Consider the following 20,366-nt stretch of genomic DNA (forward strand, 5'->3'; position numbering starts at 1 on the left):
AGCCCGCGCTGGCTCCGCCGCCGACCCGCGCCTCAACACCCCCGACCGCGAAGTGCCGGTCCTCCACCTCCCCTGCCCGCTCCGTCCAGGCGCGCCAAGCCCACACCGCGAGTGCCACCGCCTCCTTGGTGTCGCGGGCGTCGCTGCGGGCGTAGGCGAGGTCGTGGGGGACCAGGAAGCGGACTGAGCAGTTGGGGAGTTCGACCCAGGGGACTGGTTCGGCGGGTGTGGGGGTGTGGATGCGGGCCAGGTAGCCGGTTGCGAGGCGGCGCCGGGCGATGGTGAAGGTGCGCTTGCCCAGGAGCGCCTCGAGTTGGTCGTCGGGGAATTCGGCGGGGGACCATTGCTCGAACTCGTTCGGGTCGCCGGCCGATGTCGTGGCCTGATACGCCAGGACCACCGCCACCACGTGGCGGCAGGCGGCGGAGGCGCCGCAGGTGCAGGCCGCCGCTTCCAGGCCGCCGGGTGGGAGGGCGCAGACGACGCCGTCGGGGAAGGTGCCGCGTACCGCGTCGGCGTCCGCGGTGATGGTCGGGCCGGTGCCGGCCGCGACTTCCTTCGCCGCCCGCTTGTACAGGCCGCGGTTGGTGAGCGAGACCAGCGCGTCCTCGGTCAGCGCCAGCAGATCCGCACGGGTGAGGACGTCGGTCACGAGTTCACCGCCTCCGCCACGAAAGCCGCCAGCTCCCCCGGCGTCATGGCGCCGACGTAGGCGCCGAGGGCCGCCAGGCGCTCGGCCATGTCGCGGTCGAAGGCGGGGGCGGCCTCCTCGTCCAGCGCGCACAGGGCGAGGAAGCGGCAGCCCTGTTCGATCAGGGAGCGGGCGCCGCGCAGCAGGCCGGCTTCGCTGCCGCCTTCGTACAGGTCCGAGATGAGGACGACGATCGTGCGGCGCGGGTTGGCCACCAGCTCCGAGGCATAGCGGATGGCGCCGGAGATGTCCGTGCCGCCGCCGAGTTGCACCTTCATCAGCAGCTCCACCGGATCGGTGACGTCGCTGGTCAGGTCCACCACCGCGGTGTCGAACGCGACCAGGTGCGTGCGCACGCCCGGCAGTCCCCACAGGCAGGCGGCCGTCACCGCCGAGTGGATCACCGACGACAGCATCGAGCCCGACTGGTCGACCAGCAGGATCACCTGCCAGTTGTCGACGTGCCGCCGCGACCGGGTGAAGAAGTGCGCGTCCTCGATGTAGAGCTTGCGCTCCTGCGGCTGGTAGTGGCCGAGGTTGCCGCGCAGCGTGCGTTTCACGTCGAAGTTCCGCGCCAGCCGCACCTGCGACGGCCGTCGCAGCCGGGCCCCGGAGAACGCCGTGCGCACCTCGGTGGCCAGCTTGCGCATCAGTTCCTCGATCACCGCGGCGACCAGCTTGCGGGCCAGTTCCAGGACCTTCGGGTCCATCAGGTGCTTGGTCCGCAGCACGGCCTTGAGCAACACCGGGCTCGGCTCGACCCGCTCCAGCACCTTCGGGTCGGTGACTATGTCATGGATCTGATACCGGTCCACCGCGTCCCGGGTCAGCCGGTCGACGGTCTCCTTGGGGAACAGCTTCGTGATCCCCTCCAGCCAGTCGACCGTGGTGAGCACCGAGTCCCCGCTGCCGCCCGGGCCCTTCGAGGGGTCGGCGGACCCCGCGCCGCCCTTGCGGACGCCGCGCCGGGCCAAGTCCTCGTCCCGGCCGTAGAGCCAGTCCAACGCCGCGTCACGTGCGGCGTTCTCCCCGGCCAGCGAGCCGTATCCGGACGCCGGGGCCCCGAGGATCATCCGCCACCGCTCCAGCGCGGCAGCCGTCCGCGGATCCGGGTGGGAATCAGGATCCTGTGAGACAGCCGTCACCGGAGCAGCCCCTCTCGTTCCAGCACCGCCTGCACATGGCTGTCCAACTCCCGTCCCCGCGCCAGCGCGATCGGGTCGTCGGCCCCGCCGCGCACCAGCGACCGCGCCGACCCCTCGACCCCGTACAACCGCAGCACCTGCCCGGCGATCGTCTCCCGCTCCCGAGGCGGGAAGTACGCGAACGCCTGCCGCAGCGCGGGCAGGGCCACCAGCACGTCGCGATCCGTCATCGCCGTGACCAGATCGTTCAACACCGGCAGCACCGACGCCTCCTGCAGGCACTGCTCCCGCGCCAGCGCGAACAGCCCGCTCAGCCAGTCCCCGAGGCTGGCCGGCGTGCCGGCGGCCCGGATCGTGCGCTCGGCGTCCGAGGACGGCGAGCCCAGCGACCAGCCGAACCCGAACGCGGCGCCCCGCATGTCCGCTCCGGCCTCGGCGTTGTCGGCGATCCGCGCCATGACCTCCAGCGCCCGCACCGGGTCCAGGCCGAGCCGGGACGCCGCGTGCCGCATCGCGTCCCGCACCGCGCGCACCGCCGCGATCCGGCGTGGCTGGGCCGGCGACCCGGGCGACCCCGGCGCCGATTCCACCAGCCACAGCAAGCGGTCCACGGCCACGACGATCACCGTCCCGAGCGTCGCAGACTGCTGAGCGTCCAGCAGCCGGTCGTGCCGCCACAGCCCGAGCACCGCGGCCAACACCTCGCCCAGCGGCTCGACCTCCTTGCCGCCGCCCACGGACATCGCCAGCGCGGTGAGCACCTCCGCCGACAGGTCCTCGATCCCGCACAGCACCGCGTCGAACAGCGCCCGCGCCGAAACCTCCAGGCCGCCGCCGGAGCGCACGTGTTCCCCGAGCCGGGCCGTCGCCGCCAGCTCGACCGTGGGGCCGTAGCCACCGGCCTCGATCAGGGCCGCCAGCCGGTCCTGTTCGGCGGTGATCCGCCACTCCTCGGTGAACGTGCTGTCCTCGGCGGCCGGGTCCGGACCGGAGACCCGGTCGTAGCCGGGGATGCGCAGAACCCTGAGACGGTGCAGCAACCGGGACGCGTCCCGCTCGTCGGCGACCGTCAGGTCGAGCGTGACAGAGTTCTGACCGGTCAGCCCGTGCCGCTCCAGCTCCGCTTCGGCGTCGTGCACCAGCGGCGGCAGCGGCGTGTCCGCGTGCAGCCGGCCGACCTGATCGCCGGACAGCGCCGCGACCATCTCCACGACCGCCGGATGCGTCCCCGGCGCCAGCGCCCGCCGCCCGGTCCAGGGCAGCGGCTGGTCCAGCGCCTCCTCGACCAACGCCGACACCAGGCCGTCGAGCAGATCGGCGCGGGCCGGGTGCCGGTGACCGCGGACAGCCGCCAGCCCTTCGCCGGTGACCCGCGCCGCGATGAGGTCGGCGGTGGAGACCCGCTGCTTACGCTTGCGCAGCCGCTGCACGACCTCCTCGGTCAGCGCCGTGGCGGCCGCACGCGGTCCCAGGTCCCACAGCCGCTGGTAGTACTCCGGGGACGGCATGCCGGACTGGTAGCCGTCGAAGGCGTCGAGGCGCTTGAACGAGTAGGGCACGAGATAGCTGACGGCCGACTCGGCGTCGATCGGCGTAGGGGTGGGCCACTCGGCGTAGGGGTACGAGGCCGCGAGCCGCAGCAAAGCGGGCCGGTGAAACCCGCCGCACACAACGAGAACCGGTCGATCCGGAGACTGCCGGAGCGCCGCCGAGATCCACCTCGCCATGTACCGCTCGCGGATCTCGTCGGACGTCGGCTCGTCCGGTGCCGGCTCCGCCCGGTCGGCGTCGGAGGCAGTCCGGACCAGATCGAAGTACGTGTTCAACCGCTCGGTGAGCTCTGCCGCCGGAGTATCAGAGGCCTCAATCTCCGCGAGGTGGTCCCACAAGCTGTCCAGGTTGTCCATCCCGAACTGCCGGCACAGATCGGCCACGACCTGCGTGAACCGCAGCTCGGCGTCGGCATACCGGTTGGTCAGCGTCAGGAACGCCGGATCCCAGGCCGGCAGGTCGATGAACCGCACCTCGGCCCCGGCCCGCGTGCCGTCGGTCAGCGCGACCCACTCCGGGGAGTACTCGCAGAACGGCGACCACGACCCGCGCGCCGTCATCCCGTCCCGCACCGACGTGAACACCGCGACCGGCAGCTCGTGACCGAGTAGGAACTCGCCGATCCGGTCGTTCATGTCGGACGGTCCCTCGATGAGCACGTGCGCCGGCCGCAGCCGCTCGATCGCCTCCCGGACCAGCCCCGCGCACGCCGGACTGTGGTGCCGGACGCCGATTACGGTCAGGTTCCCGATCGGCTGCTCGGACACCTTCTCAGGGGACGTCATCAGCCGGGCAGCCGGTGCCGCGAGTCGTAGAGCTCCTGCCACTGGTCGCCCTTGCGGCGCTGCGCGTGCTGCTCCAGATAGGTGCGCAGCTTGGCCAGATCCTCGCTGTTGTCCTTGGCCGCGGTCCCGGCCAGGCACTCCACGATGTCCGCGGCCGTCCCGGCGTCCCCGCGCAGGAACCAGCCGCGCAGCCCGACGGCATGCGCCACCGCCACCGCCTCGGCCGTGCTCATCACCGACGACAGCCGCTCCATCGCGTCGCCGCGATCGGTCTTGCCGTCCCGCAGTTCGCGGAACGCGGTGACCAGGACCTCCAGCACGTCGCGGCGCGGCGGCACCGTGACGCCGGAGCCCTGCAACAGATGCGTCGCCTCCTGCTCGACCAGCGCGAGCTCGGTGGCGAAATCGGTGATCGCGAACACGGTCTCGAAGTTGAAGCGCCGCTTCAGGGCCGCGCTCATCTCGTTCACCCCGCGGTCGCGGGTGTTCGCGGTCGCGATGACGTTGAACCCCTCGCGGGCGAACACCAGCGCGTCCTCGCCGCTCAGCTCCGGGACCGCCAGCACCCGGTCGGACAACGGCGAGAGCAGGCAGTCCTGGACCTCCAGCGGGCAGCGGGTGATCTCCTCGAACCGCACCACCCGGCCCTCGGTCATGCCCCGGTAGAGCGGGGCCGGGACCAGCGATTTCGTCGAGGGCCCCTCGGCGACCAGCAACGCGTAGTTCCACGAGTACTTGATCTGGTCCTCGGTGGTGGCCGCGCCGCCCTGGATGGTCAGCGTCGAGTCCCCGCTGACCGCCGCGGCCAGCAGCTCCGACAGCAGCGACTTGGCCGTGCCGGGCTCGCCGACCAGCATCAGGCCCCTGCTGGTGGCCAGCGACACCAGCGCGCGGTCGATCAGCGAGGGGTCGCCGACGAACTTGCGGCTGATGCCCGCCTGCTCGTCGCCCAGGATGAAGCGCCTTGCCGCGCGCAGGCTCAGCCCCCAGCCCGGAGGCCGCTCGCCCTGGTCGTCGGCGCGCAGCCGGGCCAGTTCGGCGGCGTAGCGGACCTCGGCGGCCGGGCGCTGGACGCGCTTGCCGTCGGAGTCCGGACCCCGGTCGGAGTCCGGACCCCGGTCCGGGGACGCGGCCGGGTCCGTCGCGGCGGTCCCGGCGGTGTGCTTGGCGGTCACTGTGCGGTCACCTCGGTCAGAGCGCGGAGTGTTTGCGATGCGGTCACGGATCCGAGTGTGGCGAACGGGTCCGACCACCCGGGAATCAGACGATGACCGAATGCTATGTGGGCGGCGGCCTTCATGGATCACCCCAGCGCTTCCAGATCGCGCAGGATCCGTGAGACGGCCGCCGGGTCGAGCTCCGACCACGGCAGCGCGTGCTTCTCGAATTCGGGGTGCTCGCCGCCGGCGCTCACCCAGACCGCGCTGATGGCCTGGTAAGGGGATTCCATCGGGGCACCGGCTTCCAGGCCCGGTACGAGTTCCATGACCACGTACCGCCCGGCACCCACCGGGCGGAGCAAGCGGTGCCACAGCCGGTCCTCGCCGATCGGCCCGCGCCGCCACCCGCGCGACGTCGCCAGGTCCTCGAACTTCATCGGCAGCGAACGCACCTCCCCCAGCTCATGACTACCGGGACGGGCGTCGGGGCTGATGTACGGCCGTACCAAGCGGTAGCCGTCATGCTCCTGCGCCGTCAGCTCCAGCGGCGGCCGGAGCAACTGGTCGAACGGTTGCAGGATCTCGTAGTCGGCGAACACCGCGAGCCACCGCTGCAACGCGTTCCCCAAGTCCGCAGGATGCGCGACGCCGATCAGGCCGCCTTCGGGGACCTCGTAGTGCGCGTCATCGATGTCTGCGAAACTCAGGTCCTCGGCGACCCGGAACGAGCCGGGCATCGACCCGTCCTCGGCATAGACGCCCCACACCAGACGCCGCACGAGGCGCTGGAGCAGCGGATGCGGGACGAGATAGCCGGCGAAGTCCCGCCGGCTCCACCGGCGACCGCCGGTCATCGCCTGCTCCAGGCGCTTGATCTGCTCGATCGCGACGACCCGGGCTTCGGTTCTCAGCGTCGAGAACTTCTCGTAGGCGGCGGCGGACAGCTCGGGATCGTCCAGCTTGCCGGGCTTGGGCAGCGTCTTCAACGGCGCGCCGGTCTCGTCGGTCACCACCGGCCGCAGCGACTCATCGAAGGAGAGCGTGAAGCTGCGCCGGCCGTAGTCCAGACGGACCGTGCTCTGGGCGGCGGCCAGTCCGGACGTCGGCACCACCCGGTCGGCGAGCTGGTCGGCCGTCAGGTCCAGGGTCTGCGCGACATCGTCGAACTTGGCCTGGGCCCGGCGCTTGGTCCTGGCCGACCACGCCTTGCCCGCGAAGGTGTGCAACACGGCCAGCGCCCGGTCGCCGCCGATCGCGGCGAGGGCGTCGAAGGACTCCTCCACCTGCCGGGTCCGTGATTGCGCGTACCAGAGCCCCGTCAGCTGCCGCAGGCGGGCAACCGTGGTCTCGTCGCCGAGCCGACCGAGCGCGCGGAAGGCCCACACCTCCTGCTCCGGCGCACCCGCCTGCTCCCAAGCTTCGTAAAGGGCCAAGGCGAACCCGGCGAGCGAGGAGGTATCACAGACTTCTGTGACGATCTCCAGACCCGGATACGGCGCGTCCGCCTTGGCGAACATCAGCATCTCCACCACGGCCTGAGCGGCACTGTGTGGAAGTACCGCCTTGTCATCCTTCAGGCGGATCGCGGGCAGAACCTCCGCGCGGGCCCACAGCGGCGCTTGAGGGATGGTGCGGGGGTACGCCTCCAAGCCGCGGTCCGCCAGCACCGCCTTGGTCGCCGCAGCCACGTCTTCGCCGTATGACGCCTGTGCGATCGCCACCACGTCGACCTCATCGGCTTCGATGAAGCGCAGCGCGGCGACGGCGTTCTGCCGTACCTTGCCGGGCTTGCCCACTGCGCTCGGTACCAGACAGCGCACCGCGGCTTCAGGATGCCGCCGCAGCCAGTCGGCGGCCTGGCCACGCGCCGAGCGCAACCGCACCAGGGCATCCGCCATGATCGCGGCGATCTCCGGGCTCACGAACGGTTGGAGCAGCTGTGCACGCTGGGCCGGCAGCCGGGCCATCGCCAGCACCGACGGAAGCGCCAGCAGCTCGTATCTCGCGATGAAGGTCCGGGCCCGGTTGTGGACCAGACGCAGCGGCGGCTGCCAGGTGTCGAGATGCGGACGCACGAAATCTTCGGGAGCGTACGCGGCGAAGTAGAGGGCGAGCAGGTAGTTCCGGCGGCTCAGGTCGACCGGATTGTCGTTGCCATCATTGCCGTCGCTGCTGTCGTTGCCGCCGTCGTTGCTGTCGTTGCCGCCGTCGTTGCTGTCGCTGCCGCCGTCGTTGCTGTCGCTGCTGTCGTCGTTGTCGGCGCTCTCGGCGTCGTCGGCACCCTTGGTGAGCTTGGACCAGACCGACTCCCAGCCCTGTTCCGGCACCCACCCGGCACCGTGCGCGGTGAGCCAGCGGTCCCGCTCGCCGGGTAGCCAGGCGATCTCAGGATCCTGCGGTGGTTCCAGGCCCTCGACCACGATCGGCTTCACGCGTTTGCGCTTCGTGTCCCGCCACGGTGGCGCGACCAGAACCTCCGGAAGTGTGACCGGCCCGCCGGGGGAAGCATCGGCGCCGAGCAACGCCTCGATGCGCTCGCGGCCGTCGGCATCCAGCTGCCGCGCCTCGGCCCCGGCGAATGCGCGATCGGACAGGACGAGTATGGTCAGGAGCCTGTCGATCTCCTCGGACTGGTGAAGACCGGCCAGAATCCGCAGCGCTCTGCTCGGAAAGCGCTTGATCGCAGCCTGGAGATACGCGTGGACGCCCTCGCGGTCGATCCGCTCCGCGAGCGCCGTCATCGCCGCGTCAGTGGGGGTCCGCGCGATGGTGTCGAGACACCGCTCGTGGACGCCGCACGGCTGCGGCCGCCCTTTGACCGGCGGCGGACACACGTGGCCCGCATCGCACCAGGAGAGCAGGAACGGCAGCGCCTCGGAGCCGGCCAGTCTCAGGAACGCCAGCTCGATCGCGACGTTGCCGTCCCACTGCCAATCGGTGCGCCCTCGGAACTTCTCGCTGAGCGCGGCTGCCTGATCGGCAGTCGCGACCGAGGGCAGAAGCGCTTCGAACGGCAGCAGTCCCCGGTCCGCCGCGACCAGGTCGGCCCGGAACCAGTCGGTCCGCTCGGGAAACAGGAACGATGTCAGGGCCCTGGTGAATCCGCTGGGCTCGACACCGCGCCACCGCTCGGCGATCGCCTCGGCCTCGGAGTACTCCGCGTCCGGGGCTGACCGCAGCAACTCCGACAGCTCCAGGGCTTTGGCCCAGTGCTGGAACAGATCCGCGGCCTGCGCAGCTGGTGCGACAAAGCTCCCGTAGCCCGGACTCGCCATTCGGCAGTACTCGATGACAGCCGCCAAGGCGAAGGCCGGTCCGCGGGTCGCTCCCCACAGAACGACCATGAGTTGATCAGCGCGGCCCCAACGATGCGCCGCGACCTCCACCACTGCGGCTTGCAACGGGGTCAGCGTGTCGAGGTCGGAGAAGCCGACGCCGGCCACCGCCGCAACGAGTTCCGGATCGCTGTGCAGGGATGCCAGCGAAGCGGCGACCACCTGGTGGTCCAGCTGGTATCGGCGGCTGTACTCCCGCATCTGCTGCGTCCGGTCCTGGATCGACGCGGCCTCGGCGGACGGGTACCGCGCGCGATCCCACGAGCCGACGTGGCGGTAGCAATCAGGGAGCTCGAAGGCGTTCTCACGATCCTCGTTGTCAGGATCCTCGTTGTCAGGATCCTCGTTCCGGACAACGGTGCCGCTCATCGAGCGCTCACTTCGGCCAGGTCCCACAGGATCTCCGAGGCCTGCGCGGCGCCGAGTTCGGACAGCGGTACCGAGTGCAGCTCGAACGAGGCGTCCTCGGCGGCCACGCTGAGCCAGACCCGCTGGACGTTCTGGTAGCCCGAGCCGCTCGCCACCCCGCCCCTCAGTCCCGGCGAGATGTCCAGAATGACGTAGCGGTCGTCGCCCAGGGGCCGCAGGAACCGCGGCCACACCGGTGGGTCGCCGACCGGGCCGCAGTACCAGCCGCGCGGTTCCAGGGCGGCCACCTGCGCCGGGTTCAACACGACCCGCTCGAACCGGGTCAGCGTCCGGCCGGCCAGCTCGTCCTGGGTCAGCCCCAGCGCCGGCCGGCCCAACTGGTCCAGCGGTTGCAGGATCTCGTAGTCGGCGAACAGCTCGCACCACCGGTCCACGACCGGCCCGAGTTCCACCGGGTGCGCGACGCCCAGCGTGGCGCCTTCGGGGATCTCGTAGTGCGCGTCGTGGGCGTCGGCGTAGCTGAGGTCTTCGGCGACCCGGAAGGAACCGATCACAGAGCCGTCGGCCGCGTAGACGCCCCACACCAGGCGCCGCACGAGGTGCCGGAGCAGCGGATGCGCGACCAGGTGCGCGGCGAAGCCGTCCGGCTCCCAGCGCCGCCGGGTGAACATCGCCTTCTCCAGCCGCTGGATCTGGTCCGTGGCAACGGTTTGCGCCGCCTTCTTGAGCTCTGTGAACTGCTGGTACGCCGCCTTCGCCAGTTCTTGGTCGTCGGTCTTGACCGGCCGCGGCATCCGCGCGAGGACCTTGCCCGCCTCATCGGTGATCCGCGGCCGCAGTACTTCGTCGAAGCCGACGTCGAAGGAGCGCGGGCCGTAGTCAAGGCGCAGCGTGCCCTCGGCGCTCAGGCCGAGGGTCGGGACGACCCGGTCGGCGAGCTCGTCGGCCGTGAGGTCCAGCGATTGGGCGACGTCCTGGAAGCGGCCCTCGGCCCGGCGCCGGACGGCCTTGCGCCGGCCCTTCTGGACCACCGCGTGCAGGACGGCCAGGGCCCGGTCGCCGCCGATCATGCCCAGCACCGTCAACGTGTCGTCGACCAGCGTGTAGTGGCGGTCCGTGGTCCAGGGCCCGATCAGCGGCTCCAGCCGGGCCACGGTGCCGTCGTCGCCGAGCTGGCCCATGGCGTCGACGGCCCAGTGGTGCCGGTCCGGGGAGCCGGACTCCTGCCAGTTCTGGAACAGGGCGAAGACGAATTCGCCCAGCGAGGAGCCGTCGCAGAGTTCTTTGACGATCTCCAGGCCCGGATAAGGCGCCTCGGGCTTGGAGATCTGAAGCATCTCCACCACGGTCCGCACCGCGCGCGGCGGCAGCGCGGCCGTCCCGTCCTGGAGCCGGATCGTCGGCAGCACCGACGGCCTGGCCCACGCCGGGGTCTCGGGCATGGTGCGCGGGAACGTGCCGAGCGCACCGTCAGCCATCAGTTCTTTAAGCGCCACACCGGCCGCGGCGCCGTGCGTGGCACCGGCCAGGCCCACGACGTCCGTGCCCTCGGCGGCCAGCCAGCGCAACGCGGCCTCGGCGTTGCGCCGTGGCAGGCCCGCCCTGCCCAGTGCGGTCGGCAGCAGGTGGCGCACGGCGGCCTCGGGATGCCGACGCAGCCAGCCCAGAGCCGCCCCGCGCGCCAGGCTGCGGCGCCGCGTCATGCCCTCGACCAGGGACGCGGCGAGCTCCGCACTGACGAACGGCTGGAGCAGCCGGGCCCGGACCCCGGGCAGCCCGCTGATCGCCAGCACGGTCGGCAGCGCCCGCACTTCGTACCGGGCGACGAACGCGCGGGCCCGATCGTCGGCGCGGCGCAACGGCGGCCGCCAGCCGTCCTCCAGCAGCGGCCCGACCAGCTCTGGAGGCGCGTAGGCGGCGAAGTAGAGCGCCACTGGCGTCATGGGGTCGTCGGCCTTCTCCGGCTGCCCGCGCCACTCGGCGATCTGCTCAGCGATCGCCGGCCAGCCTTGCCGCGGCTCCCAGCCGGACGCCCCGCGTCCGAGCCACTGCTCACGTTCACCGGGCAGCCAGACGACGTCGACGTCGGGCGACGACGTCAGGCCGTCGAGCACGACCGGCTTCGGCCGCTTGGCCCCCGGGTCCGACCACGGCGGCCGGATGAGGATGCCAGGGATGTCAGTGATGTCAGGGATCTGGCTCGCGGCCACGATGTCGACCGAGTTCTGCTCGATGACGGCCGCGACCCGCTCCCGCGCTTCCTTCCCCAACTCGGGCAGCATGGCCCGGGCCCGGTCCGGGTCGGCGGCCACGACGGCGGCGATGACCTGAATCGAGGCCTGCGCCGGCGCCATCGCGGACAGCACCCGAAGCGCGCTGTCCGGGAAGCGTTCCGCGGCGGAGTGCAGGTAGGCCAACCGCTCCGGGCGGCCGTCGTCCCGCTCGGCGAGCGCCCGCATCGCCGCATCGCCGGGAACCCGGGAGATCAGCTCCAGCGCTTTCTTCCTGGGCTCGCTCAGCTGCTTGTCCCTATCCGGCCGACCGTCGTGCCAGGCGAGGAGAAGCGGAAGCGCCTGGGCACCGGCGATAGTCAGGAAGGTCAGCTCGACTGCCTCGTCACCGTCCCACGTCCACTTCGGGCCGTCCTGCACCAACTTGCCGACGATGGCGGCCTGCTCAGCGGTGACGACGGACGGCACGAGTCCGGTGGCCGGGAGCATGCCCAAGCCCGCCGCGCCGAGGTCCGCGGTGAACCAGTCCGAACGCTCGGGGAAAAGGAATGTCGTGAGGGCCCGGACAAACTGGCTGCCGGTCCCGTCCTGGTCCGAGCGCTCGGAGAACAGGAACGCCGTGAGGGTCCGGACGAACCCGCTGCCGGTCCCGTTCTGCGCCCGCAAGCGAGCGGCGACGGCCATGGCCTCGGCATGGATCTCGTCCGGCGCCGAGCGCACGAGATCCAGCAGCTGCCGGGCCGGAGCCATGAAGTCCAGAAGGCGGGAGCGGTTGCCCGGCTTTGATGAGCAGTACCCTGCGAAGGCCTCCAGCGCGAAAGGGACACCGCGCACGTGGTTCCAGACACCGATCGCGTGGTCTTCCCCGAACCCGTCCAGATGCAGGAGCGTCGCTTCGGCGTAAGCGGCCTGTCGCGGGGTCATCGAGCCCAGGTCGCCGAAGTCCACCCCCGCCATCATCCGGACGATGGCCTGGTCGCTGCCGACTTGGTTCAAGGCGAAGTCGATCGAGGACTGGTGGGCGGCGACCGTGTTCCGTCGGTGTTCGTACAGCTTCCGCAGTGCCTCGGAATCCAGAGCGGCGACCTCGCCGGGACGGCAGCGACCGCGCTCGATCGGCTTGACCCGCTGGTAGGCCGGTGGAAGATCCAGGGCCTCGCTCACGTCCCGGTCACCTCGCTCAGATCGTTCAGGATCTCCGAGGCGGTCACCCGATCCAGCGACGACAGCGGTTCGGTGGCGTCCTCGTGCCGCCAGTACCCGTAGCCGGAGGTGTTCCCGGCGATCCACGCGCGCCGCAGCTCCTGGTCCTCGCCCTGGCCGGCCCAGCCCGCGCTGAACCCGGGGTCCAGCTCGACGACCAGCGAGCGGCCGTCGGGCAGGCCGCGGAGCAGGTAGCCCTGCCAGCCGCCGTCAGCCGGGTCGCTGCGGGCCCAGCCGCGGCGTTCCAGGCCGAGTACTTTGCCCGCGGGTGTCCGGACCCCGGCGAAGCGTGTCAGGAGTCTGCCTTCGGCTTCTTCGGCGGTGAGGGTGTGGACCGGTCGGCCGAGCTGGCGCAGGGGCTGCAGGATTTCGTAATCGGCGAACAGCTCCGACCAGCGCGGCAGATCGGTACCGAGGTCCACCGGGTGCGCGACGCCGACCGACGCGTCGTCGGGCAGGAGGTAGGGGTCATCGGTCGCGTCGGCGTAGGAGTCGTCCTCGGCGAGCCGGAAGGCGGCGCGGACGCCGGTGCCGTCCGGCCGGAAGTCCGACCAGACCAGCCTCCGGACGAGGTGGCGCAGCAACGGATGCCCGACGAAGTACTCCTCGAAGTCCGCCTTGCCCCAGCGGCGCCGGGCCACCATCGCCAGCTCCAGCCGGGCGATCTGGTCGGCGGCCAGGGTCCGCACGTCCTTCCTCAGTCCACTGAATCGCTGGTACGCGGCCGGGGCCAGCTCGGCGTCGTCCTTCACGCCGGGCTTCGGCAGGGCCTTCAGCCGCTTGCCGTTCTCGTCGGTGACGCCGGGCTTGAGCTGTTCGTCGAAGAAGACCCGGAACCGGCGCGGTCCGTAGTCCAGCTCCAGCGAGCCGGAGGCGTCCAGCCCGAGATCGGGGACCAGCCGGTCGCCGAGTTGGTCGCGGGTCAGGCGCAGCTCCTTGGCGATGGCCTCGACGCGCTCCAGGGCGCTGTCCTTCAGGCCGCGGAACTTGCCCTTCTGCGAGATCCCGTAGAGGTGCAGCAGCGCGGTGTCGCCGCCGATCGCGGCCAGCACGTCCAGTCCCGCGACGGCCCGCGCGTGGCCGCCGTCCCCGGGCCAGATCCGGATCAGCGGGGACAGGCGGCGTACGGCCTCGTCGCCGCCGAACCAGCGCAGCGCGTCCAGCGCGAAGGACTGCTTCGCCGGATAGTCGGCGGTCTGCCAGTTCTCGAACAGGGCCCAGGCGAAGTCGGCGAGCGAGCGGGCATCGCAGAGTCCTTGTACCTGCTCCAGACCGGGATACGGGTCCTCGGTGTTGGAGATAGTGAGCATCCGGACCACACTGCGCGCAGCCGACGACGGCAGCGCCGCCTTGCGTCCGGCTACCAGCAGCTGCGGCAGGCTGTCGGGCTCGGCCCAACTCGGCGGCTCCGGCATGGTCTTCGGGAGCGCGGCGAGCAGCGGGTCCTGCGCGAGCAGCCGGACGACGGCGGCCTCGGCTTCGGCGCCATAGGTCGCGGCCTCGGCCCGGACTTGTTCCTCGAAACCGGCGGCTACCAGGAAGCGCAGCGCGCCCTCGGCGGCCTGCCGGGCCCGACCGGCTTTGCCGAGGGCCGTGGGTATCAGGGTTCGAGCGGTGAGCTCGGGATGCCGGCGCATCCAGGCCTGCGCGGCGGAACGCAGTGTCTTCGTCCGCTGATTCCAGTCGGCGACCAGCGGCGCGATCTCGGAGCAGGCGAACGGCATGAGCAGCGACGCGTTCTCGACCGGGATGTTGCGCACGGCGCTGATCACCGCGTCGTAGGCGTCCAGGCCGAAGCGTGCGGTGGCCGTACTGCCCCATTCGAGGGCGTCGTAGTAATAGCCGACGTAGAGGTTCCTGAGCGCCTGACGGGCCTCCTTCTCCGGGCCGCGCACGACGATCAGCATGAGGTGGTAGGCGCTCCGCCGGCCCAGGGCCTTGGCGAGCAGCTTGCCCCAGTCCTGGTTTTCGTGGTGCGGCACCGGGAGAGCGTCAGCGCGCCATTCCTCGCGTTCTTGGTCGTTCAACCAGACGACCGCCCTGCTCTCCGGGGCGGTCAGGCCCTTGACGACAACCGGTTTCACCGCGTCCCGATCCCGCTCCCACGGCGGGGTGACGAGCAAGTCCGGCAGGGTGTCCGTGGCCACCTCGGGCAACGCCGCGGCGACCGCGTTCAGCAGCTTCTCGACCCGGGCCCGGGGCTCGTCGGCCAGCCGCGGCGCGACGGCGCGGGCCGCGTCCGGGCGGCTGGTGACCGTCAGGCGCAGCACCCGCTCCACGGCGATCCGTGGCCCCGGCTGGTCCGGGGTCTGCTCGGCGAGCAGCCGGATCCCGCGTTCCGGGAACCGCTGGGCGGCCTCGGCGAGCACGGCCGCGGTGCCGCGATAGTTCAGCTGGGCGAGCAGCGCCTCGAAGGCCGCTTCGCTGTCGAAGCCGGCGAGCAGCCGCTGCACGCGCTGCCGGGGCTCGACGCCGTCCCAGTAGTCCTCGGCCCAGGTCGCGATCGAGGGGATCACGTCCAGCCCGACGGTGGCCACCATGGTCGCGGTCGCCGCCGAGCACAGCCGGAGCGCGTCGGCGTGCGCCCACTTCGCCAACCGCTCGCTCTGCCGGGAGGTGGTCACCGCGGCCATCAGCAGCCAGGCCGCCAGCCCGTCACGGACCGCCCAGCTGCCGCCGAGCAAGCTGGCGATGTCCGCGTCGACCCAGTCGTCCCGCTCCGGGAACAGGAAGGAGGCGACGGCGTTCCGGGCGGTCGCCGCCCGTCGCAGAATACTGACCTCAAGCCCGGCGGCGGCGTGGTCGTCGGCGGCGGCGGCCACGAGATGGCGGCGCATCCGCGCGGCCATCGCGAACCGTTCCTGCGGATTGGCGGCGTCGTGGTCCTTGCGGCGCAGGGCCGGGACGCCCTTGCGGCCCTTGTACGGAACCCAGACCGCGAAGCCGCCGAGCTCGGCTGTCGCGCAGGCGGCGAACGGGACGCCGCATGCGGCGACCCAGGCGTCGACCAGGATGTAGGGCTCGTAGGTCTTCGGCGCGTCGTAGAGCACGAAGGACGCGGCTATCGCAGCCTGCTGCGCCGTCATCACGGCCAGATCGCCGAACCCGGGCCGCCGCATGACGTCCGCGAGGTCGTCGTCGGTGCCGTCGTGGCCGAGGACGAGCTCGACGGCCGGTGCCGCCTTGGCGAATACGCGTTCGAAGTTCTCCACGGCGCCCGGGGCGAGCGCGACGGGCTCGGCCGAGTCCCCTGACTTCCCGTCCCGCCTGGGTATCACCAGCGCGCGAGGATCGAACCGCTTCTCGAACAACCCTGCGACGGCGTCCACCGGTTCCAGGACGTTCCCCACTAGCCCTCCCAAGCCCCTTATCGGCCGGCAAACACAGCGCCCGCCCGAATGGCCAGAACCATAGCGAGGCGAGCCGACAGCGGTGGCGGGGTCCCGTGCGTTGTGGGTAGAAGTGACCGCAGGACGGTCCGGGCGATTACCGGCGGCCTGCCGTCATCCCCACGCAGCCCTCAAGTTGCTGACCCGTTCGGGTGCATGATCCCCTCGAACTTATGGCGCTCCGGTTCGCGGCATTCATGGCGCTGTGGACCGTCTTCTACTACTCGGTTCCCAGTTTGCACCTGCTCACCTGGACCGTCATCGGCCTGGGCGCGGTCGGGGCGGTGCTGCTGGGTGTCCGCCGGTACCATCCGCACACCCCGCTCGCCTGGTACCTGCTGGCCGCGGCGATGCTGACGCTGGTCAGCGGCGACACCTCGTACAACCTGCTGACCGACGTCTTCAGCCAGGTCGAGCCGTTCCCCTCGCTGGCCGACGGCATCTACCTGGCGACCTACCCGCTGGCCGCCGGGGGCGTGATGCTCATGGTGCGGGGGCGCAGCCCGCTGCGCGACCGGGCGGCGCTGATCGACGCGGTCATCCTGACCACGGCCGCGGCGCTGCTGCTCTGGGTCTACATCATCACCCCGAACGTGGCCGACCGGGACCAGTCCTGGCTGGCCAACGCGGTGTCCATCGCCTACCCGCTGGGCGACGTGATGCTGCTGGCGGTGACCGCGCGGCTGGCCACCGGCGGCGGACTGCGGGGGCCGGCGGTGCGGCTGCTGCTGCTCGGCGTGCTCGGGCTGACCGGGTCCGACGTCGCCTACGCGCTGGTCCGGCTGTACGGCACCTGGCACGTGGGCTCGGCCGCCGACCTGGGCTGGGTCCTCTTCTACGTCTCCTGGGGCGCGGCCGCGCTGTCGCCGTCGATGACCGAGCTCACCGAGCCGGTGGCCCGCAGCCGGCGCACCGACAACTCCCGGGTGCTCCCGCTGGCGGTCGCGGCCCTGGTCGCGCCGACCGTGCTGATGGTCGAGGCGCTGGAGCACGGACTGCGCGACGGCCCGGTCATCGCTGTGACCTCGGCATTGATGTTCCTGCTGGTGCTGATGCGGCTGTATCTGGCCGGGCGGCAGAACCGGGAGCTGGACAACCGCGCGCACACCCGGGCCATGCTGCGCGAGCTGAAGTACCGCGCCTACCGGGACTCGCTGACCGGCCTGGGCAACCGGCTGCGGTTCCAGGACCGGGCCGAGCGCGCGCTGGCCCGGGCCCAGGACTCCGGCGGGGTGGCCGCGATGCTGCTCATCGACCTGGACAACTTCAAAGAGGTCAACGACACCCAGGGGCACAAGGTCGGTGACGAGCTGCTGGTGGCCGCCGCGCAGCGGATAGCCGGGGCGGTCCGGCCCGGTGACCTGCCGGTGCGCCTGGGCGGCGACGAGTTCGCGGTGCTGCTGTCCGACGGCGCCAGCGAGGGCGCGGCCGTGGCCCTGGCCCAGCGGCTGATCGGGGTCCTGGCCGAGCCGTTCCGGCTGTCCGGGGCGCCGGTGCCGGTGCGGGCCAGCATCGGGGTGGCGACCAGCCCCGGCGGCGCCGGCGGCACCGAGGAGGTGCTGTTCCGCAACGCCGACCTGGCGTTGTACGCGGCCAAGGCGGACGGCAAGGGCACCTGGCGGCTGTTCGACCCCAGCCTCTACGACGCCGCGCTCCAGCGCCTGGCCCTGCGCACCGGGCTGGACCGGGCGCTGGCGGTCGGCGAGTTCGAACTGCACTACCAGCCGATCGTCCAGCTGCAGGGGCCGCCGCGGGTGGCCGGGTTCGAGGCGCTGGTGCGCTGGCGACACCCGAAGCTCGGGCTGCTGTCCCCGGTGAACTTCGTGCCGGTGGCCGAGGAGACCGGGCAGATCAGCCCGATCGGGGCGTGGATCCTGCGGCGGGCCACCGCCGACGCCGCCGCGGCCGGGTTCGGGTACGTGGCCGTCAACGTCTCCCCGCACCAGTTCAGCGGCGGCCGGTTCGTCGACACCGTGCGCTCGGCGCTGCGCGAGGCCGGGCTGCCGCCGGACCGGCTCACCGTGGAGATCACCGAGAACGTCTTCCTGCACGAGGCCACCGCCGACGCCCTGGTCGACCTCCAGCGGCTGACCCGGCTCGGGGTGCGGATCGCCATCGACGACTTCGGGACCGGCTACTCCTCGATCGGGTATCTGCGGGACCTGAAATTCGACGTGATCAAGGCGGACAAGTCGTTCGTGGACCACATCGCGGACAAACCGGATCACGAGCGGCTGCTGCGGGGAATCGTCCATGTCGCGCGGATCATGGACATCGCCGTGGTGGCCGAGGGGGTCGAGACGGTCGCGCAGCGGAACCTGCTGCGCGAAATGGGGTGCGCCTACGCACAAGGCTTCCTCTACTCACCGGCAGTGCCGCTGGGAGAGACGGCCGGCGTGTGGGCCACGATAGAGATGGGAGAAACCTGATGGCTCGGCATGAGGTCTGGGCGGAGCTGGCCCGGTTGAAGGACACCACGCGGTTCTACGACGCCGTCATCGACGAGCAGGACACGAAGGAGCCCAGGCGGATCCGGATCGGCGACCACTGGATGGCCGACTTCGCGTCCTGCAACTACCTGGGGTTCGACGTCGACCCGGAGATCATGGCCGCCCCGGCGGAGCTGATAGCCAAGTGGGGCACGCATCCGAGCTGGTCCCGGCTGCTGGGAAACCCCAAGCCGTACCTGGAGATCGAGGAACAGCTCACCGACCTGTTGCAGGCCCCTGACACGCTGGTGCTGCCGACCATCACCCACATCCACATGACGGTGATCCCGGTGCTGGCCGGCAAGGGCACGGTCTTCTGCGAGGCGCAGGCACACCGCACCATCTACGACGGCAGCTCGGTGGCCCGCGGCAACGGCGCCACCCTGCACCGCTGGCGCGCCACCGACCTCGGCGGCCTGGCCGTGGCGCTGCGCAAGGCGCCCAAGGACCTGCCCCGCCTGGTGTGCATGGACGGCATCAACAGCATGTCCGGCAACGAGCCGGGGCTGGCCGCGATCGCCGACATCTGCCGGGCCGAGGACGCGCTGCTGTACGTGGACGACGCGCACGGCTTCGGCGTCATCGGCGAGCGCTCGCCGGCCGAGACCTCGCCGTACGGGGCGCTGGGAAACAGCATCGTGCGCCACCTCGGGGAGTCCTACGACGGGCTGGTGCTGGTCGGCGGCTTCTCGAAGGCGTACTCGTCGCTGATGGCGTTCATGGCCCTGCCGACGCAGATGAAGGAGTACCTGAAGTTCGCGGCGGCGCCGTACCTGTACTCCGGCCCCTCCCCCACCGCCTCGCTGGCCACGGTGCTGGCCGGGCTGAAGGTGAACCGGGAACGCGGGGAGGAGGTGCGGGGCAGGTTGTGGCACAAGACGGCGCGGGTCATCGACCACGTCCGCAAACTCGGGCTCTTCACACCGAACGTCAGCGGGTTCCCGATCATCGAGCTGCCCGCGCGGGAGCCTTCGGATATCGACGAGATCGCCTCAGTGCTCTGGGAGCGGGGAATCTACGTCACGCTGGCGGCCTATCCGCTGGTGCCGCGAGACCAAGCCGGGTTCCGGATCCAGTTGACCGCGGCGAACACCGACGAGGAGATCGACCAGTTGAACGAGACCCTCACCGAGCTGGCTCCACTGCTGCGTAAGACCGAGCACCACGGGACCGGCGGCGGAACCGGCTCCGGGGCGCCAGGGCAGCACTGAGGAACCGGGCGCATGAACCTGGACAGCTGGAGCGAACTGGGGCGCGTCGCGCTGGCCTTCGTCCTGACCTACCTGCTCGGCTTCGAGCGCGACCTCCGCGGCTCCCCGGCAGGGGACCGCACCTTCTCCCTGATCGGCGTGGGCAGCGCGATCATCGCCGTCCTGGCCAAGGACGGCAACGCCCCCAACGCCCTGGCCGGCGTGATCACCGGCGTCGGCTTCATCGGCGCCGGCGTGGTCTTCCGCCCCAACCTCACCGTCGGCGCCCGCTGGCACATCATCGACACCGTCAAAGGCGTGACGACGGCGGCCACCATCTTCGCGGCCGCCGCCGCCGGCGCCGCCTGCGGCTTCGGCAGACTGGTGCTGGCCACAGGCGGCACCGCGCTGGTGCTGTTGGCGCTGGAGGTGCGGCATATTCCGCTGCTGAAGTTCGCCGACGGGCGGCGGTGGGCTTCGCGGTTCGCCAATGACGAGGTGGTGGTGGCGGATTCGGGCGCGGGTGGCGCGAGCGCGGGCGATGCGGGCGCGGGCGATGCGGGCGCGGAGGACCGCCAAACCTAGTGCCGTATCAGGCAACGTTCGCCCTGTCGGTGGTGGGTTCCGGCGACAGGCGGGTGTGTCAGATGGGGGCCAGTGGCAGGCTTGCGGCTTGCGGTTGGTGTTTTGGTTAAAGGCGATCTTTACGGAACTACCTAGTATTGACTAATCACGGATCGAGACGCAGTTCGCTGTGCCACGCGGTTTGCGTTGGCGGGCGGCGGTTGTGGTGGTGGTTTCGCGCGGGTCCGAGTCACTGCGCACGCG

10 protein-coding genes are annotated in these 20,366 nt (G+C 71.3%); 3 read left to right on the forward strand and 7 right to left on the reverse strand.

Annotated features, from left to right (window positions below; translation table 11 throughout):
* The 7 genes from KGQ19_RS38335 to KGQ19_RS52280 form a co-directional block, all read right to left on the reverse strand.
* Positions 1-652: SWIM zinc finger family protein (locus KGQ19_RS38335; RefSeq protein WP_212018601.1), on the reverse strand; the 652-nt coding region annotated here is incomplete at its 3' end.
* The gene (locus tag KGQ19_RS38340; RefSeq protein WP_212242432.1) at positions 649-1,764 is read right to left on the reverse strand and encodes a VWA domain-containing protein; all 1,116 of its coding nucleotides are present in this window, start codon (positions 1,762-1,764) and stop codon (positions 649-651) included. The genes KGQ19_RS38340 and KGQ19_RS38335, both read right to left, overlap by 4 nt.
* A 68-nt stretch (positions 1,765-1,832) precedes the next feature.
* The gene (locus tag KGQ19_RS38345; RefSeq protein WP_438801897.1) at positions 1,833-4,172 is read right to left on the reverse strand and encodes a DUF5682 family protein; all 2,340 of its coding nucleotides are present in this window, start codon (positions 4,170-4,172) and stop codon (positions 1,833-1,835) included.
* On the reverse strand, positions 4,172-5,206 hold the full coding sequence (locus KGQ19_RS38350) for an ATP-binding protein (RefSeq protein WP_368862225.1): 1,035 nt from the start codon (positions 5,204-5,206) through the stop codon (positions 4,172-4,174). The genes KGQ19_RS38345 and KGQ19_RS38350 overlap by 1 nt, the downstream gene beginning before the upstream one ends.
* 269 nt (positions 5,207-5,475) lie before the next feature.
* Positions 5,476-9,036, reverse strand: a complete 3,561-nt coding sequence (locus tag KGQ19_RS38355) for a DUF4132 domain-containing protein (RefSeq protein WP_212018623.1) — start codon at positions 9,034-9,036, stop codon at positions 5,476-5,478.
* Entirely contained in the window at positions 9,033-12,431 is a 3,399-nt protein-coding gene (locus tag KGQ19_RS52275; RefSeq protein ID WP_212018626.1) for a DUF4132 domain-containing protein, read from the reverse strand. Before KGQ19_RS52275 ends, KGQ19_RS38355 begins: the two co-directional genes overlap by 4 nt.
* A complete protein-coding gene (locus KGQ19_RS52280; RefSeq protein WP_212018628.1) occupies positions 12,428-15,820 on the reverse strand; it encodes a DUF4132 domain-containing protein in 3,393 nt (1,130 codons plus the stop codon). Before KGQ19_RS52280 ends, KGQ19_RS52275 begins: the two co-directional genes overlap by 4 nt.
* A 212-nt stretch (positions 15,821-16,032) precedes the next feature.
* Here KGQ19_RS52280 and KGQ19_RS38370 point away from each other — a divergent pair, with 212 nt between their 5' ends.
* Genes KGQ19_RS38370 through KGQ19_RS38380 form a run of 3 tightly spaced genes read left to right on the forward strand, consistent with a single transcriptional unit; the run spans position 16,033 to position 20,123 of the window.
* A complete protein-coding gene (locus tag KGQ19_RS38370; protein WP_212018629.1) occupies positions 16,033-18,288 on the forward strand; it encodes a putative bifunctional diguanylate cyclase/phosphodiesterase in 2,256 nt (751 codons plus the stop codon).
* Positions 18,288-19,559 carry an aminotransferase class I/II-fold pyridoxal phosphate-dependent enzyme gene (locus KGQ19_RS38375; RefSeq protein ID WP_212018631.1) on the forward strand — a complete coding sequence of 424 codons (1,272 nt, stop codon included), beginning with the start codon at positions 18,288-18,290 and terminating at the stop codon, positions 19,557-19,559. The genes KGQ19_RS38370 and KGQ19_RS38375 overlap by 1 nt, the downstream gene beginning before the upstream one ends.
* 12 nt (positions 19,560-19,571) lie before the next feature.
* On the forward strand, positions 19,572-20,123 hold the full coding sequence (locus tag KGQ19_RS38380; RefSeq protein ID WP_212018633.1) for an MgtC/SapB family protein: 552 nt from the start codon (positions 19,572-19,574) through the stop codon (positions 20,121-20,123).
* Positions 20,124-20,366: the final 243 nt, after the last annotated feature.

The organism is Catenulispora pinistramenti, assembly GCF_018274385.1.
Classification (GTDB): Bacteria; Actinomycetota; Actinomycetes; order Streptomycetales; family Catenulisporaceae; genus Catenulispora; species Catenulispora pinistramenti.